This window comes from Prosthecobacter sp. (assembly GCF_044227185.1).
Lineage (GTDB): Bacteria > Verrucomicrobiota > Verrucomicrobiia > Verrucomicrobiales > Verrucomicrobiaceae > Prosthecobacter.
Genome location: NZ_JBGAFO010000002.1, coordinates 606,611 through 620,697 on the forward strand (window position 1 = coordinate 606,611; position 14,087 = coordinate 620,697).

The following is a 14,087-nucleotide window of genomic DNA, read 5'->3' on the forward strand; positions in this document are numbered from 1 at the left end:
ATGAGGCGCTGACCTGACGTTGATGGCAGACAATCGGATCTGCTGGATTCTGATTTAGCAGCGTTTTATCAGTGTCGCATCAGCAGCCAGCCATCCCGCTGAAACACACGTCTCACCACCGCACCCACCATGGACAAAGTCACTCCCTTCTTATCCTTCGACGGCAAAGCCGAGGAAGCCGCCAAGTTTTATGTCTCGCTGCTGCCAGACTCGCGCATCGACCGCATCACGCGCTCTCCCATGGACACCCCCGGCGGCGCGGCGGGCACGGTGCTCATTGTCGAGTTCACGCTGGCGGGGAGGCCCTACATCGCGCTAAACACGCCGGGCTTCACCTTCACGGAGGCCGTGTCCTTCATGATCGCCTGCGAGGACCAGGCTGAAACCGACCGCCTCTGGGCTGCGCTGACCGCCGATGGCGGCGAGGGCGTGGCCTGCGGCTGGCTGAAGGACAAGTATGGCCTCTTCTGGCAGATCACTCCCACCCGCATGCTGGATCTCCTCCGCGATTCTGACCCGGGCCGCTCCTACCGTGCGATGAAAGCGATGACCGAAATGGTGAAGATCGACATCACCACCATCGAGCGCGCCGCCGGGGGCGACCGCCCAAGGTAGTCCTGTGGCTGCGGAACAAGGAGTCTGAATCAATGCCTGGCAAGCAGCCGAAATGGCAGCCTTGCGGCGGTGACGGCGCGTATTCATTCGCCCACCACTCCCCATTTCCCCTCCCATGAACACGAAAGACAACACCATCCTCATCACTGGCGGCGGCTCCGGCATCGGCCGCGCGCTGGCGGAAGCGTTTCACGCTTTGGGTAATCAAGTCATCATCTCCGGCCGCAGCGCGAAGACGCTGGACGAAACCACCGCGGCGAATCCCGGCATGAAGTCCCTCACGGTGGACATGACGGATGCGGAAAGCATCCGCGCGTTTGCCGCGAAGCTGGGGGCGGAATTCCCGAAGCTCAATGTGCTCATCAACAACGCCGGCATCATGCGGCCTGAAAATGTGCTGTCTGCGGAGTCCGGCACCGCAGATGCCGAGGCCATGATTTTGACCAATCTTCTCGGACCGATCCGTCTGACCAGCGCCCTGCTGCCGCTGCTGCGAAAGCAGCCGCAGGCCACGGTGGTGAACGTGACCTCCGGGCTGGCCTTCATCCCGCTGGCGATGACACCCACCTACTGCGCCACCAAGGCCGCGCTGCATTCCTACACCGAATCTCTGCGCCATCAGCTCCGCGAAACGGCGGTGGAGGTGCTGGAGCTGGCCCCGCCCTATGTGGCCACTCACCTGATGGGTGAGCAGCAGGCGGAAGACCCGCGCGCCATGCCGCTGGGAGATTTCATTTCCGAAGTGATGGAACTCTTCAAAACGCAGCCGACGCCCCAGGAGATCCTGGTGAAGCGTGTCGAACCCCTGCGCTTCGCCGTGGCAGGAGGCGCCGAAAATTACGCCAAGGTGTTTGAGGGCCTGAACTCCATGCTGCACTGACGAGCCTTGCAGAAAGGCACAGCAGCCGCCCCGAGCAGCAGCAAAAACTTCACGCAACCAGCGCGGGCCGCAGACTGCGCATGCATGTGCAACGCCACGACCGCGATAACACGCCAGATCGAGAGCGCATTCGCCCCGCATCACAGCGACCTGCAAAGCCACACCGTCCAAAAAAATACTCTGGCCGTGCAGGCTGCATCGTCTAACCTCCGCGTCATGATGTGGCAGAAACTGAAGGCATTCTTTGGCGGAGAGACGCAGGAGGCGGCAGTGTTCCACGACGAGTGGATCGCGCTGCTGAAGAAGAGCGTGCCCTTGTATGCGAGGCTGCCGGAGGATCTGCGGCTGAGGCTTCACGAAAGGATCGCGCAGTTCATCGCCACCATCCGGTTTGAAGGCTGTGGCGGGCTGGAGCTTACCGAGGCCATGATCCTCACCGTAGCCGCGCAGGCATGCCTGCTGGTGGTGCAGCGGGAGGGGAAACCCTACCCAAAGCTGAGCGCCGTGTATCTCTACCCCACGACCTTCAGCTCAGTGCGGAAGAACGTGGATGCCCACGGCATCGTGACAGAGGGAAGGGTGAGCCGGCTGGGAGAATCCTGGGGATGGGGCACCGTGGTGCTGGCCTGGGATTCCGTGTTGCAAGGGGCGCGCTGCATCACGGATGGTGACAATGTGACATTTCATGAGTTCGCCCATCAGCTCGATCACGAAGACGGCCCGACTGATGGTGCCCCAGCTCTGGCCAGTGACACGGCTTACCGCCAGTGGTCCCGCGTGTTTCATGACAACTACGCCGACTTCCTGCAGCGCACGGAAGAGGGCACAGAGACCGTATTAAATGCCTACGGCGCCACCAATCCCGCGGAGTTTTTGCCGTGGCCACCGAGTCTTTTTTTGAGAAGCCGCAGCAGCTCTATGATGAGCGGCCGGAAATGTACACGGAAATGAAGAGACACTACCACCTCGATCCACGCGAATGGTTGAAATAAAGACCGGTGAGAACCATTGGTCCGCGCATGCATCCCGGTTGCGCGCATCCGGTTTCCCACCCACCTTTCCCGATACCGAACGGTCCGGCACGCCCCTGCTCCCCCCCACACACGCAGTCACCATGAAATTTTGCTCTCTCTCCTTTCTCCTTTCCACTGTCCTGATGATCTTCATACCAGGCTGCCAAACGGACACATCACCAGCCTCCAAAACAGCGGCGGCCATTCATGCGGGCGCGCCCGGGCCCGTGGTCACCACTCCCAGCGGCCTGCGCTACCAGGTGCTGGCATCAGGCCCCACGGGCGGAAAATCTCCCACGATCAACGACTCCGTCACGGTTCATTACAAAGGCACGCTGACCAATGGCACCGTCTTTGACAGCTCCTATGACCGCGGCCAGCCCATCACGCTGGGCGTGGGGCAGGTCATCCCCGGCTGGACGGAGGCCCTGCAGCTCATGAAGCCCGGCGACCAGTGGCTGATCTACGTCCCGTCCAATTTCGGCTACGGCGCCATGGCCACGGGAAGCATCCCCGCGAACAGCGACCTCATTTTCCAGATCCACCTGCTGCAGGTGAATGGCGCGCCGTGAGGCGGGGCCAGGCTGACCCGTTTCGCCGCAACGGGCCTGAAACGCCCCTCCAGCCTTAGCACCACCGGCCTACTTTACTCCCTCCCACAGCCGGATGGAGTCGATCTGGCAGGTGCCGAAATCGACGGCTTTGAAGTCAATCTGCGCCTGGCCGGCCATGTCGATGTTCTTGCTCTCAAAGAGGTGTTTCTTGCCATCGATGCTGAGCAAAATCGTGCCCTTCTTCAGTTCAAGCACCACATCGTGCCACTGATTCAGCGCAAACAGCGGCTGCTCCACGGGCAGGCTCTCCACCTTCTTTTTGATCGTCAGCGTGGTGCTTTTTTCGCTGAAGACCAGTGTGTGGATGTGGTGCCCGAGATCAAACAGAGGAAATCCTTTCTGGTAGGCGGGCGCATCGTAGCGCACACGCATCACGCAGACGAAATTCTCCGGCACTTTTTTCAGCCAGATCACTGGCTTCAGTCCCGCGTGGGAGGGATCGTCGCTCGCTTTCTTCTTGTCCTGAAACTCCTTGGATGAAGGGCTGCCGGAGAGCACGCCATCCTTCACCGCCCAGGTGGTGCTTTGCCGCACCTCCCAGAATTCCGTGTTCAGCGTGCCGGAGTCAAAGGTGTCTGCGTACACCAGTTTCACACTTTGAAACAGCTCCGGCTTGTATTCCGCATCCGCGGTTTGCGCAGGCGCGGGCAGTACGGTGAAAGCAAAAACAAAGGTGGCAAGGCGGAGAGGTGTGATCATGGCAGGGCTGAAACGCGCCCGGTGCGCGGAGTTTTCGCCAAGTTGCGCAGTTGCGTCGCAACTGAAGCGGCAAGGACAAGAAGGGTCAGAACTCCAGTTGCGGCGCGACTGGACACCTTTATGTCTGCTTTCTTCATGGTTCCGCCTGCCAGCTCTCCGCGTCCCCTGCCCGACCTCTCCACCGAGGAGCTGGGCGCATGGCTGGCGGCGCAGGGATTCAAGGCCTCGCATGCACCGCGAATGCTGCGGGCGCTTCTGGAAGCCAATGGCGGCAGGAGCACTCCGCGGCCCGGCATGCTGCTGCCCGCGGATCTCTCGCAGCGCCTGCGGTCGGCGTTTCCCACCGCCGCGGCTGAGCTCGCCCTGCGGCAGGTCTCTGAGGACGGCACCACCAAGCTGCTGCTGCGTCTGCCAGACGGGCGCACGGTGGAGTCCGTGCTGATGCCGGACTACCACCCGGAGCGCGCTGCGGGCTGCATCTCCAGCCAGGTAGGCTGCGCGATGGGCTGCGATTTCTGCGCCACCACGCAGACCGGCTTTGAGCGAAATCTCACCTCCGGCGAGATTGTGGAGCAGTTCATCCATCTGCGGCGCGAGGCACGCGCCGCGGGCCGCACGCTGCGCACCATCGTTTTCATGGGCATGGGCGAGCCGATGCTGAATCTGAAAAATGTGCTCGCGGCCGTGCGGCGCATCGCGGATCCCGGTCTGGGCGCCTTTGGCTGGCGGCAGATCACAGTTTCCACCGTGGGCATCGTCCCGGGCATCGATGAACTGCGGGAGGCAAATCTCGGCGTGCACCTCGCGCTTTCCCTGCATGCGCCGGATGACGCGACGCGCGCCGATCTGCTGCCCATGGGAAAACGTTTTGATGTGCAGGACGTGCTCGCCGCCGTGGACCGTTATCAGGCCGGCAGCGGCCGCATCACCACCATTCAGTACTGCCTGCTGGACGGCGTGAATGATTCGCCGGCGCAGGCGCGCGATCTTTCGCGCCTGCTCGATGGCCGGCGCATGCATGTGAATCTTCTGCGCTACAACGCCACCGGCCTGAGCCTGCGCGGCCGCAATTATGCGCCCAGCAGCATGGCGCGGACAGAGGCCTTTCTGGCAGAACTGCGGGCGCATGGCACCGTGGCGCATCTGCGGCGTGCACGCGGGCCGGACATCGATGCGGCCTGCGGGCAGTTGCGCAGGCGCGTGGTAGCGCAATCATGCGCCACACCATGAATGCCGTGCAAGGCTGCCACCTCATCACGCCAGATGATCTCACCTGGCGCCTGTCCAATCTCATGCGTATTCCAAACGCGGATTTTCTGGAGCGCACCGGCAGCGAGAATCTGGGCGCGCGCCTCTGGCGCATGCCGCCCATGAGCGCCAACACGCTGCACAAGCACATCCGTGCCGAAGAGTTTTATTTTGTGCTGGAAGGCACCGGCCGCCTGCGCGTGGGGGGGCGAGACACTGACCGTGCCCAAACACGGCGGCGTGCTCGTGGGCCCGGATCAACTGCGCCAGGTGTTTAACGACACTCCTGAAGAAGTGCTCTGGCTCATCATCGGCGCACCGGAGGAGACGGAGCTGCTGCCCGGCTCAGCCCACAAGCCGGACATGAAGCTCATCTACCCTGCTGATCCAACACAGCTTCCGAAGGAGCTCGCAGGTGCGGCATGGCCGCCGAAGGACTGAGTCAGAACAACTCGCCCTGCGCCGGTGGCTTGGGCGGAGGTGGCGGCAGCGGGGGAATTTTGCGGATGCTGCCGTCCGGCTGCAGCGTGCCAAAGAGCGCGAAGCGTGTGTCGCGAAAATACGCAAACTCCGCCTCCGTCGTGGCGGTGGTCACCATCTTGGCGATGCGGTAGGGCAGTCCGTTTTTCCCAATGACCGATGCTTCCAGCACAAAGAACAAACGCGCACCCGCGGGTGCGGGCCCCCAGGCGATGTCCTGGGTCTCGTCGTCTCTCACGGCCACTTCGGCGACCTCCGCCGTTTGTGTGAGCTGATGCCCGGGCTTCTTGAGCCACCAGTCGAGCTTTTCCTCCTGCGCGGAGCCTCCCCACACGGCCTCCGCTTTGGAGCCATCGGCAAAGGTGAGGTCCAGCGGCTGGCTGGCCTTCCAGAGCCTGCCGTCTGTGGTGCGAAAGAGGTGGGGCATAGAGGCGGTGATCTAGCGCCATGATCCGCGATGGAGAAAGAGAATTCACGCGAAGATGAAGCGCGATTGCCTGCCGGTCCATTCTGCGGCAAGAGACCTTCTTGTGAATCCCTCCTTTCGTCCCGCGCCTGCCATCTCCTCCCTCATCTGGATGACACCTGCCCAGTGCCAGGTGATCGAAGCCGCAGGCACCACGGCTTATCGCCTGGCCTCGGGCCCTGGCGGCTGGGTGGAGCGGCTGGGAGACGACGTAATCATCTCCTACAAGCAAGACACGGCGCGCGATGAAATGGCGGCGGGTCTGGCAAGCTGGTGCGCGAAGGCCGGCTGGCAGCCCGTGCGGGTGTTTCATCGCCACATGCCCATCAAAAACGCGGACCGCATTTCGCCCGTGCTGCACAGCGGCGACGCCACGCTGCCACTGACCACGGTGGTGACGGAGGCAGGCATCCGCTACGGCCTGGACATAGGCGCCAGCTACAGTCACGGGCTGTTTTTGGATCAGCGCCTGAACCGCGCCAAACTCCACTCACTGAAACCCAAGCGTGTGCTCAACACCTTTGCCTACACCTGCAGTTTCTCCGTGGTGGCCGCACTGGCGGGTGCGGAGACGGTCAGCGTGGATCTCTCCCGCAAGTCGCTGGACCGCGGCAGGGAGAATTTCAAACTGAACCGCATCGACGAGAGCAGGCACAGTTTCATCGCGGATGACACGATGGAGCTGCTCGCGCAGCAGGCGGCGCGTGGCGAGCGCTTTGACGCCATCGTTCTCGATCCGCCCACTTTCTCCCGCAGCAAAACGGGTCGCCGCTGGCAGGTGGAGGATCATTTCGAAGATCTGCTCGATGCCGCGCTGGCCGTCGCCGCGCCGAAGTGCTCCATCCTGCTTTCCACCAACTGCACCAAGCTCGACCCCACCGCGCTGGAGCGCCGTGCGCGCTGGTGTGCCAAAGGCAAACGCCGCAGCGCCGACTACGTCAAACTCGGTACGCCAGTGGATTTCCCACCCGGTCATGGATCGAGCACACTGTGGATGATGCTGCGCTAACGCAGCGCCTTCACCCGCGGCCCGATGACTTTCGCGAGGGCCGTGTTTCCCGCGCCATCCGGATGCACGCCATCCTTCAGCAGCGAGGCATCTGGCACGATGCCGAAGAGGCTGACAAATCCGCACTTTGTCTCAGCAGCCAGCTTTTCAAAGGCGGTGTTGAGTTCACGCAGCTTCGTCTCGCGCTCGTTCGCGATGGGTTTGGTCGGCCCCAGCGCGGCTTTGTTGATGTTCGAAGGGCCGACGAGCAGCACGGGAAGCTTTGCGCCATAGGCCACGCGTGCTTTCTCGATCATCGCCTTCACATTCGCGACGGCCTTGGGAACGCACTGCGGGGTGATGTCGCGGGAGTCATTCATGCCCAGGGCGATCACCAGTGCATCCGCTTTCGGATGGCGTGTGAGCATCGCATCGAATTCGGGCAGCGAATTTGTCGGACGCCCGCCCTTGCCTTCGTTGATCAGCGTGAGTTCACCCGCCGACTGCTGCTGCACCTGCGTCACCCAGAGCTGATCGCGTTCTTCCTTGGACAGGGCTCCACCAGCGGTGATGGAGTCGCCGAAGATGATGACACTGCGCAAAGTCTCCTGGGCGAAGAGGCCCGAACTCAGAAGGAGAAAGATGAAAAGGAGGCGTGTCATGCAGTGCGTGCGAAATACTGGCCGAAATAGCAGAAAGCGCCCACGGCCAGATGGCAGCAGCAGACCAGGTAGAACTGCCCCGGCGTGTCCGCACGGCGCACCATGCCGCCACGGCCCAGCGTGGCGCCGCTCAACAAGCCCAGCATGCCCACAGCGAGCATGAAGAGACCGAAATTCGCGGCCAGTTGCACATTTTCAGGAGAAGCCATGCAGTACGATCACCGCTGCCACGTGGAACTGGCAACCGAAAAACGGTGGAATACAAACCCTCATGCCGCCTGTAACCACCGTCAGGCGTCACTTGCCTTCACTCGTTGAGTCCGTTGATTTCTTATCCGCAGTTTCCGCAGCAGCCGGCTTGGCAATGCGCACGGCGGGCTTGGCCGGCGTGAAGAATGTTTTTTGATCACGGCCGCCCGACCAGCGGTCCGCCTTGGTTTTGAAAGGCCGGGGGCTGCGGTTGTTGATCTTCTGACTTTTCATGTGCTGCGATATATTTAAAAAATCCCGCTTTGCAAAGGGCGCTTTCTTGAAGCCCACGGCAGGCCGTGCATATCTTCCGCATGGCACTCCCCTACCCCACGATCATTCCCGGACTTCGCGCCCCTTCCGCCACGGTCAATGGCCTCGTTTATTTTGGCCGGATGCTGGACAAGATCCGCCTCAGTGCCGCCGGCAAGCTTCCTGAAGGCTGGCAGCCCATGCGTGGCAATGCGAAGGGCAGCTTTGACTGGCGCTGCTGCGAGTTTTTGAAGATCGACTATGCCGCGCTCGAAGCTGAAACGCTCAAAGGCGGCAGTGATGAGAGCCTGCTGGCCTGGGCCTATGCCAGCGGCCGTCAGCCCACCGAGCAGGAGATCGAGGTCTGGAATTCTTTCATGCTCAAACGTGGATGGCGCGATGCCGGCACCCAGCGCCTGAACGAACGCCTGGAGGAGATCGGCCTGCCTCCGGGCACGGTGCAGACGATGTTTGAATTCATCGACATTGATGAAGGCCGGCTGACTCCGGGCGCGAACTGAAGTGCGTCTGCTCATTCTGCACCCACGTGCGCGCCCTTCTCTGCCACGGAGCGGCGCATGCCAAGCACAAAGAACGCCAGCACGGCACCTGCCACGGCAAAGATCAGAAAGCAGTCAAAGTAGGCCAGGGCCAGCGCCTGTGTATCGCGCATGCCGGCCAGGGCCTGGAGTGACATCTGCGTGGCGGCGGCGGGATCTCCCGTTTGCTTCAGCATCTGCGCCTTGGATTGGTCGAGGAAGGACGCCAGCGCAGGATTGAAGGGATCGAGCCCCTCATTCAGCCGCAGCGCATGAAACTGCTCCCGCCTTTGGGTCAGCGTTTGTCCCAGCGAGGTGCCAAAGCTCCCACCCTCATTGCGCAGCAGGGCAAAGAGGCCCACCGCCGCGCCGCGCATCTTTTGCGGGATGTAGAGATAGGCCGCCACATTGAGCGGCGCAAAGATGAACCCCAGGCCGATGACGAGCACCACACGCGGCCAGATCACCTGATGAGGGGCAATCTCCAGATTCAGGTGCGACATCCAGTAGCTTCCACAGGCGAGCAGCGTCAGCCCGAAGGCGATCAGCCAGCGCGCGTCCGTGCCCAGGCCGAGCAGGCGGCCGACGACCATAACGGTCAGCAGGGTGAAGAACCCGGCCGGCGAAAGCACCAGGCCCGCGTGCAGCGCATCATAGCCGAGCAGCGTCTCCAGCATGCCGGGCAGCAGCGTGCTGGAGCCATACAGTACTGCGAAGGCACAGAAAACGATGAGACTTGCCGCGCCAAAATTGCGGTCATGCATCGGCTTGAAACTCACAATCGGGCGTGCGGTTCTGCCTTCCCACCATATCAGGGAAACCAGGCCTACGACAAACAAGACCACCAGCGTTTGAATGCGTCCGAAGGGATCGCCAAACCAGTCCCACTCCTGCCCTTTGCTCAGCAGGATCTCCCAGGCGACAATGACGAGAGTGAGCAGGCTCAAACCGGGAAAATCAAAGCGCAGCGGCTGCCTGCTCAGCTCCTCGCGCTCCTGCACCAGGTATTCCGGATCCCACACCCACTTCGAGCACAGCACCCAGGCCAGAATGCCCACAGGCAGATTGATGTAGAAGATCCAACGCCATGAATATTGATCCGTGATCCACCCGCCCAGCGTGGGGCCCAGCACCGGGGCTATGACCGCGGCGATGCCGAAGAAGGTCTGCGCGGCGCCCTGCTTCTCTTTTGGAAAGGTGTCCAGCAGAATGCCCTGGCTGCACGGCTGCAGTCCGCCCCCCGCCAGCCCCTGAAGCACACGGCAGGCAATGAGCATGTTCAGATTTGTGGAGAGGCCGCACAGCATGGAGGCAATGGTGAACACCGTGATGGAAAGCATGAAGTAGCGCCTCCGCCCCAGATGCGCGGTGATCCAGCCCGTGAGCGGCAGCACCAGCGCGTTTGCCGCCAGATAACTGGTGATCACCCACTCGCTGTCGCTCTGCGCCGCGGAAAGGCCGCCTGCGATGTGGTGCAGCGCCACGTTTGCGATGGTGGTGTCCAGCACCTCCATGAAGGTGGGCACCACCACCGCCAGCGCCACCAGCCAGGGGTTGATCGCTCTGGGCGCCGCGTTCATCACCGGCCCTCCGCGGATGAAGTGAGCGGGGCCTGGAGAAACTGCCCCGCATTCGGCCCGGTGGGCGCGCTGACCAGATCGACTTCCGGCTCCACGGAAAGCCCCACAAACAAAGGCGCACGCGCAGGGTCGTAGTCCACCAGTTCAATCCGCACCGGCAGGCGCTGCACCACCTTCACGAAATTTCCGGTGGCATTCTGGGCCGGCAGCAGGGCCAGCGTGGAGCCCGTGCCCATTGTGAAGCCGGAGATGCGCCCTTTGAAAATCTGGCGGCCGCCATACATGTCTGTTTTCATTTCCACGCGCTGGCCGATGCGCAGGTCGTGCAACTGCGTCTCCTTGAAGTTCGCATCGATCCACACATCGGTAAGTGATCTTACGGCCATGAGGCTCTGCCCCACCTGCACACCGTTCCCCGGATTTACATTTCGCCGCGTGACCACGCCGTCGATCTCTGACTTGATGGTGCAGTAGCTGAGGTCCAGCCGCGCCTGCTCCACATTCCGCTCTTCCTGTCTCACCCGCGCTTCAGCCTGCTTCACTGCAGGTGCCTTCGCCATGATGTCCGCATAGATCTTGTCGATGTCACCCTGCGGATCGCGCTTGTAGAATTCCTCCAGCGTCTGGCGCGGAGTCAGGTTCAGTGATGAAGGACGCACCCCGAGCTGCGCGCCCTGATGGATGAGATTGGCCAGGGCTTCGCGCACGGTGGAAAAATTCTGGTCCAGATCCGCCGGCACATCGTCGGGCTTTTTGCCGTCCGCAGGCTCGGCGGGCAGCCCCAGCGCCACCCTTGCCTGACGGATGGCCTCCATCATCTCCTTCACCCGCGCCTTCGCTACTTCCAGGTCCGCATGGCGCTGGTCCACCTCCTGGGCGCTCACCGCGTTTTGCTTCACCAGAGTCTCCGCGCGCTGCGCCTGGACTTCCGCGAGGTGCAGAGTGGCTTTGCTCTCATCTATCTGCGCCACACGCTGCCGCAGCAGCGCCACCTGGTTGTCCACATCTTCAATGGCATGCTGCAGTTTGAACCGTGCCCCGCGGCCCTGCGCCAGCAGCCCCAGCGTGCTGGCCCGGGCTGCCTCCAGGTCTGCGCGTGCTACCTCCAGCGCCGCCTCCGTCACCGCCACCTTCACCCGGTAGGGCTCGGGATCTAGCTGCACCAGCACGTCGCCCTTTTTCACGCGGTTGTTGTCTTCCACCAGCACGCGGGTCACCTGCCCGGAGACGCGCGGCGTCACAAAGGTCACGTAGCTGTTCACATAGGCGTCATCCGTGGAGACCGTGTGCATGCTGTGGACGATCCACGGTATGAGAAAAATGAGCGCGACGCCAGCCACGACGAGTCCTCCCACGATGAAAAGCCTGCGGTGTCTGCCCGGCGGCTTTGGCACGGCGGCATGCTGCTGCGGTGGCGTTTCCGCGGCTTTCCCGGGCGCGGAATTTTCGCCCTCGGGCGGGGATGTCTCGTTTTTCATAAGTCAGGATCGGCCGTCCTGTCTTGTTCGGCTGGCGGCGCGCCCGCGGACTTCCCATCCGCCGCATTGCGGGTGTATTTTTACGCCACCGCCACCACCGCGCTCTGCATGGTCGGCGGGAGCAGATGCAGTGTCGGATCGCTGAAGCCCGTCTTCGCAAGCATCTGCTGATACTCCGCAAAAGTGTAGGCGTCCCCCTCCGGCGTGGTGCCGAGCATGACCAGACTGAACCCGGCAGCGGGCGGCGGAGTGATGCGGTCCTCATTGGGCACAAACTCCACGATCACCACCCTGCCTCCCGGGCGCAGCGCCGCATGCACGCGCTTCAGGAAGCGGGTGCATTCCTCCACATTGAAATGATGCAGAAAATTCGGCACCAGCACCACGTCGTAGTCTTTCCCGAGATCCACGGTGAAGGCATCCCCGGTGATGGTGCTGAAGCGGTCCGCGATTCCAGCCGCCGCTGCATTTTCTTTCGTGACAGCGAGCACCGCCTCCCAGTCAAGCGCCACGAGATGCGCGCGCGGGTTCTTCTTCGCAAAGGCAATGCCGTAAGCCCCATGACTGGAGGAGATGTCCAGCACGCGGGTGTCACGGGAGGCATCCAGCGGCACCAGCTCCGCGGCGCCCTGCGAGGTGGGGACCATCATCGGCCCCATGGCGCGGGCAAACTCGACCCAGGCCGGATGATCCGGCGCCGTGGTGCCCTGCTCCGTGGTATGCAGGCGTCCGCGCCGGATGGTTTCCGCAAGATCATCAAAGGCCTCCGTAAGCCCAGGTGCCAGCAGGAACTTCACCGCCCCGCCCATGTAGGCCGGCGACTGCGGCAGCAGAAATGTGGCCGAAGACGGCGTGAGCGCATAGCCCGCCCCATCCTTCGTGAGAAAGCCCAGGATCGTCAGATTGTCCGCCAGAATGCGGATGCCGCGCTCCGGGCACTGACACCGCGCGGCAACCTCCGCCGCGGTGGCGGGTGCATCGCCGATGGCGGCAAAGAGATTCAGATCCACCGCCGCTTTCAGCGCGGCAGTTTTGTGAAAAGCGTTGATCGTTTCAAAGAAAAGCTGCGGGGACGGGGCGGTGGTGTCAGTAGCGGACATGGCGGTGGTGAGTTGTGGGGACGATTCGCCCCACTAACTGACCACTTTCTTCACAAAGCAAGCCTTCAGGCCAATCGCCATGCCATCCATTTTGCAGGAGATTTCGTGATCGCCGTCCACCAGACGGATGGGCTTAGACTTCGTGCCCACCTTGAGCACTTCACTGGATCCCTTGAGTTTCAGATCCTTGATCATCGCCACGATGTCGCCATCTGCGAGCACGTTGCCATAGGCATCCTTCACCACGCGTCCGGCCTCCGGCTCATCGGCCGCGGCTTCCTTTGGCCACTCGTGGCCGCAGGTCATGCATTCAAAGCGGTCGGCATGGTCCAGCACATCATTCATCTCACACATCGGGCAGGCAGGTTGGCTCATAGGCGTGAAGCAGACACGCCCGCGATCGTTAACTCAAGTCCCGGTTTGAATTCGGCAATTTCCGCGCATGAACGCGCAGGATCGTCCCGTTACATCTCGCCATGAAAATCCGCCTGTTTCTTTCCTCCTGCCTCCTCATCAGCGCCGCCTTTGCAGCCGACGCGCCCAAGATTCCTTCCAAGCCCATCGCTGAAAAAAAAGAGCTGCTCTTCTCCGATGAGATGACCGGCAGCGAGCACGACAAGCGCTGGCACCGCGTGGTGGACACCTTCGTGTTTGAAAAGGATGCGCTGAAAGGCACGCAGACCCGCGTGAAGGACACGCCCTCCAAGGATGGCAAGTCCATCATCACCGCCCACGCCGCCGTGTATGGCCTGGAAGTCCCCACCAAGGACAGCGTGGTGGAGGTGAAGATGCGCTTCGACGGCTGCACGATGATGGATGTGGAATTTGACGACCGCAAATACACCGCCGCCCACTATGGCCATCTCTGCCGCGCCCAGATCCGCCTGGACAAGGTGACCATCATGGATGAGCGCGAAGGCAGCCAGAACTTGATCATCAAGGAACTGCGCAAGGATCCCGCCAAGAAGGACGAAGTGAACAAGCTCATGGCCGGCAAGAGCGCCACCTTTCCCGTGAAGCTGGAGCAGAACAAGGAGTACACGGTGACCGTGGAAACGGTGGGCGATGAAATGCGCGTAAGCATCGACGGCAAGGCGGTGGCCTTCCTCAAGAGCCCCGGCATCGGCCATGAAACCAAATCCAAGATCGAACTCGGCGTGGCCGGCCAGAGCGGCTGGTTTGACGACATCAAGGTCTGGAACGCGGCGCCTGCGAAATAAGCGA

The 14,087-nt window shown here is 62.1% G+C and carries 18 protein-coding genes and 1 pseudogene; 10 read left to right on the forward strand and 9 right to left on the reverse strand.

Annotated elements, in window-relative coordinates; all coding sequences use genetic code 11:
• Positions 1–129 precede the first annotated feature (129 nt).
• The 4 genes and pseudogenes from ACILSQ_RS06940 to ACILSQ_RS06955 all read left to right on the forward strand — a co-directional run bounded on the left by ACILSQ_RS06940 (position 130) and on the right by ACILSQ_RS06955 (position 3,080).
• Entirely contained in the window at positions 130–615 is a 486-nt protein-coding gene (locus ACILSQ_RS06940; RefSeq protein WP_395742863.1) for a VOC family protein, read from the forward strand.
• A 115-nt stretch (positions 616–730) separates the two neighbouring features.
• Positions 731–1,495, forward strand: coding sequence for an SDR family oxidoreductase (locus ACILSQ_RS06945; protein WP_395742864.1), 765 nt, complete (start codon positions 731–733; stop codon positions 1,493–1,495).
• A 219-nt stretch (positions 1,496–1,714) separates the two neighbouring features.
• Positions 1,715–2,487 (forward strand): annotated as a pseudogene (locus tag ACILSQ_RS06950) (zinc-dependent peptidase).
• A 122-nt stretch (positions 2,488–2,609) separates the two neighbouring features.
• Positions 2,610–3,080 (forward strand): FKBP-type peptidyl-prolyl cis-trans isomerase, encoded by a 471-nt coding sequence (locus ACILSQ_RS06955; RefSeq protein WP_395742865.1) that lies wholly within the window; start codon positions 2,610–2,612, stop codon positions 3,078–3,080.
• A 69-nt stretch (positions 3,081–3,149) separates the two neighbouring features.
• Here ACILSQ_RS06955 and ACILSQ_RS06960 read toward each other — a convergent pair whose 3' ends face one another.
• On the reverse strand, positions 3,150–3,821 hold the full coding sequence (locus ACILSQ_RS06960) for a hypothetical protein (RefSeq protein ID WP_395742866.1): 672 nt from the start codon (positions 3,819–3,821) through the stop codon (positions 3,150–3,152).
• A 120-nt stretch (positions 3,822–3,941) separates the two neighbouring features.
• Here ACILSQ_RS06960 and rlmN point away from each other — a divergent pair, with 120 nt between their 5' ends.
• The 3 genes from rlmN to ACILSQ_RS06975 are packed head-to-tail and all read left to right on the forward strand — an operon-like array spanning position 3,942 to position 5,510.
• Positions 3,942–5,051 (forward strand): 23S rRNA (adenine(2503)-C(2))-methyltransferase RlmN, encoded by a 1,110-nt coding sequence (rlmN, locus tag ACILSQ_RS06965; protein ID WP_395742867.1) that lies wholly within the window; start codon positions 3,942–3,944, stop codon positions 5,049–5,051.
• Positions 5,048–5,347 (forward strand): cupin domain-containing protein, encoded by a 300-nt coding sequence (locus tag ACILSQ_RS06970; RefSeq protein ID WP_395742868.1) that lies wholly within the window; start codon positions 5,048–5,050, stop codon positions 5,345–5,347. Before rlmN ends, ACILSQ_RS06970 begins: the two co-directional genes overlap by 4 nt.
• On the forward strand, positions 5,340–5,510 hold the full coding sequence (locus ACILSQ_RS06975) for a hypothetical protein (protein WP_395742869.1): 171 nt from the start codon (positions 5,340–5,342) through the stop codon (positions 5,508–5,510). The genes ACILSQ_RS06970 and ACILSQ_RS06975 overlap by 8 nt, the downstream gene beginning before the upstream one ends.
• Position 5,511: 1 nt before the next feature.
• Here the strand turns inward: ACILSQ_RS06975 and ACILSQ_RS06980 are convergent, their stop codons facing one another.
• On the reverse strand, positions 5,512–5,976 hold the full coding sequence (locus tag ACILSQ_RS06980; protein ID WP_395742870.1) for a hypothetical protein: 465 nt from the start codon (positions 5,974–5,976) through the stop codon (positions 5,512–5,514).
• Between the two features lie 103 nt (positions 5,977–6,079).
• Here ACILSQ_RS06980 and ACILSQ_RS06985 point away from each other — a divergent pair, with 103 nt between their 5' ends.
• Entirely contained in the window at positions 6,080–7,024 is a 945-nt protein-coding gene (locus ACILSQ_RS06985; RefSeq protein WP_395742871.1) for a class I SAM-dependent methyltransferase, read from the forward strand.
• Here the strand turns inward: ACILSQ_RS06985 and ACILSQ_RS06990 are convergent.
• The 3 genes from ACILSQ_RS06990 to ACILSQ_RS07000 all read right to left on the reverse strand — a co-directional run bounded on the left by ACILSQ_RS06990 (position 7,021) and on the right by ACILSQ_RS07000 (position 8,205).
• On the reverse strand, positions 7,021–7,665 hold the full coding sequence (locus ACILSQ_RS06990) for an SGNH/GDSL hydrolase family protein (protein ID WP_395742872.1): 645 nt from the start codon (positions 7,663–7,665) through the stop codon (positions 7,021–7,023). The genes ACILSQ_RS06985 and ACILSQ_RS06990 overlap by 4 nt on opposite strands.
• Positions 7,662–7,874 (reverse strand): hypothetical protein, encoded by a 213-nt coding sequence (locus tag ACILSQ_RS06995; RefSeq protein WP_395742873.1) that lies wholly within the window; start codon positions 7,872–7,874, stop codon positions 7,662–7,664. Before ACILSQ_RS06995 ends, ACILSQ_RS06990 begins: the two co-directional genes overlap by 4 nt.
• Positions 7,875–7,962: 88 nt before the next feature.
• On the reverse strand, positions 7,963–8,205 hold the full coding sequence (locus ACILSQ_RS07000; RefSeq protein ID WP_395742874.1) for a hypothetical protein: 243 nt from the start codon (positions 8,203–8,205) through the stop codon (positions 7,963–7,965).
• Positions 8,206–8,228: 23 nt separating this feature from the next.
• On the opposite strand from ACILSQ_RS07000, the gene ACILSQ_RS07005 reads away from it, so the two are divergent.
• Entirely contained in the window at positions 8,229–8,687 is a 459-nt protein-coding gene (locus tag ACILSQ_RS07005) for a DUF5069 domain-containing protein (RefSeq protein ID WP_395742875.1), read from the forward strand.
• 11 nt (positions 8,688–8,698) lie between these two features.
• Here ACILSQ_RS07005 and ACILSQ_RS07010 read toward each other — a convergent pair whose 3' ends face one another.
• The 4 genes from ACILSQ_RS07010 to ACILSQ_RS07025 all read right to left on the reverse strand — a co-directional run bounded on the left by ACILSQ_RS07010 (position 8,699) and on the right by ACILSQ_RS07025 (position 13,238).
• A complete protein-coding gene (locus ACILSQ_RS07010; protein ID WP_395742876.1) occupies positions 8,699–10,285 on the reverse strand; it encodes a DHA2 family efflux MFS transporter permease subunit in 1,587 nt (528 codons plus the stop codon).
• On the reverse strand, positions 10,285–11,763 hold the full coding sequence (locus tag ACILSQ_RS07015; RefSeq protein WP_395742877.1) for an efflux RND transporter periplasmic adaptor subunit: 1,479 nt from the start codon (positions 11,761–11,763) through the stop codon (positions 10,285–10,287). The genes ACILSQ_RS07010 and ACILSQ_RS07015 overlap by 1 nt, the downstream gene beginning before the upstream one ends.
• An 80-nt stretch (positions 11,764–11,843) precedes the next feature.
• Positions 11,844–12,863: an SAM-dependent methyltransferase gene (locus tag ACILSQ_RS07020; protein WP_395742878.1), complete on the reverse strand. Its 1,020-nt coding sequence runs from the start codon at positions 12,861–12,863 to the stop codon at positions 11,844–11,846.
• 33 nt (positions 12,864–12,896) lie between these two features.
• Positions 12,897–13,238, reverse strand: coding sequence for a zinc ribbon domain-containing protein YjdM (locus ACILSQ_RS07025; RefSeq protein WP_395742879.1), 342 nt, complete (start codon positions 13,236–13,238; stop codon positions 12,897–12,899).
• A gap of 101 nt (positions 13,239–13,339) precedes the next feature.
• On the opposite strand from ACILSQ_RS07025, the gene ACILSQ_RS07030 reads away from it, so the two are divergent.
• Positions 13,340–14,083, forward strand: coding sequence for a hypothetical protein (locus ACILSQ_RS07030; RefSeq protein ID WP_395742880.1), 744 nt, complete (start codon positions 13,340–13,342; stop codon positions 14,081–14,083).
• The last annotated feature ends 4 nt before the right edge of the window (positions 14,084–14,087 follow it).

What these genes read in the sequence shown, in the direction of transcription:
- ACILSQ_RS06940 (WP_395742863.1), top strand. Translation starts at nt 130, where the DNA reads ATGGACAAAGTCACTCCCTTCTTATCCTTCGACGGCAAAGCCGAGGAA.
- ACILSQ_RS06945 (WP_395742864.1), top strand. Translation starts at nt 731, where the DNA reads ATGAACACGAAAGACAACACCATCCTCATCACTGGCGGCGGCTCCGGC.
- ACILSQ_RS06955 (WP_395742865.1), top strand. Translation starts at nt 2,610, where the DNA reads ATGAAATTTTGCTCTCTCTCCTTTCTCCTTTCCACTGTCCTGATGATC.
- ACILSQ_RS06960 (WP_395742866.1), bottom strand. Translation starts at nt 3,821, where the DNA reads ATGATCACACCTCTCCGCCTTGCCACCTTTGTTTTTGCTTTCACCGTA.
- rlmN (WP_395742867.1), top strand. Translation starts at nt 3,942, where the DNA reads ATGTCTGCTTTCTTCATGGTTCCGCCTGCCAGCTCTCCGCGTCCCCTG.
- ACILSQ_RS06970 (WP_395742868.1), top strand. Translation starts at nt 5,048, where the DNA reads ATGAATGCCGTGCAAGGCTGCCACCTCATCACGCCAGATGATCTCACC.
- ACILSQ_RS06980 (WP_395742870.1), bottom strand. Translation starts at nt 5,976, where the DNA reads ATGCCCCACCTCTTTCGCACCACAGACGGCAGGCTCTGGAAGGCCAGC.
- ACILSQ_RS06990 (WP_395742872.1), bottom strand. Translation starts at nt 7,665, where the DNA reads ATGACACGCCTCCTTTTCATCTTTCTCCTTCTGAGTTCGGGCCTCTTC.
- ACILSQ_RS06995 (WP_395742873.1), bottom strand. Translation starts at nt 7,874, where the DNA reads ATGGCTTCTCCTGAAAATGTGCAACTGGCCGCGAATTTCGGTCTCTTC.
- ACILSQ_RS07005 (WP_395742875.1), top strand. Translation starts at nt 8,229, where the DNA reads ATGGCACTCCCCTACCCCACGATCATTCCCGGACTTCGCGCCCCTTCC.
- ACILSQ_RS07010 (WP_395742876.1), bottom strand. Translation starts at nt 10,285, where the DNA reads ATGAACGCGGCGCCCAGAGCGATCAACCCCTGGCTGGTGGCGCTGGCG.
- ACILSQ_RS07015 (WP_395742877.1), bottom strand. Translation starts at nt 11,763, where the DNA reads ATGAAAAACGAGACATCCCCGCCCGAGGGCGAAAATTCCGCGCCCGGG.
- ACILSQ_RS07020 (WP_395742878.1), bottom strand. Translation starts at nt 12,863, where the DNA reads ATGTCCGCTACTGACACCACCGCCCCGTCCCCGCAGCTTTTCTTTGAA.
- ACILSQ_RS07025 (WP_395742879.1), bottom strand. Translation starts at nt 13,238, where the DNA reads ATGAGCCAACCTGCCTGCCCGATGTGTGAGATGAATGATGTGCTGGAC.
- ACILSQ_RS07030 (WP_395742880.1), top strand. Translation starts at nt 13,340, where the DNA reads ATGAAAATCCGCCTGTTTCTTTCCTCCTGCCTCCTCATCAGCGCCGCC.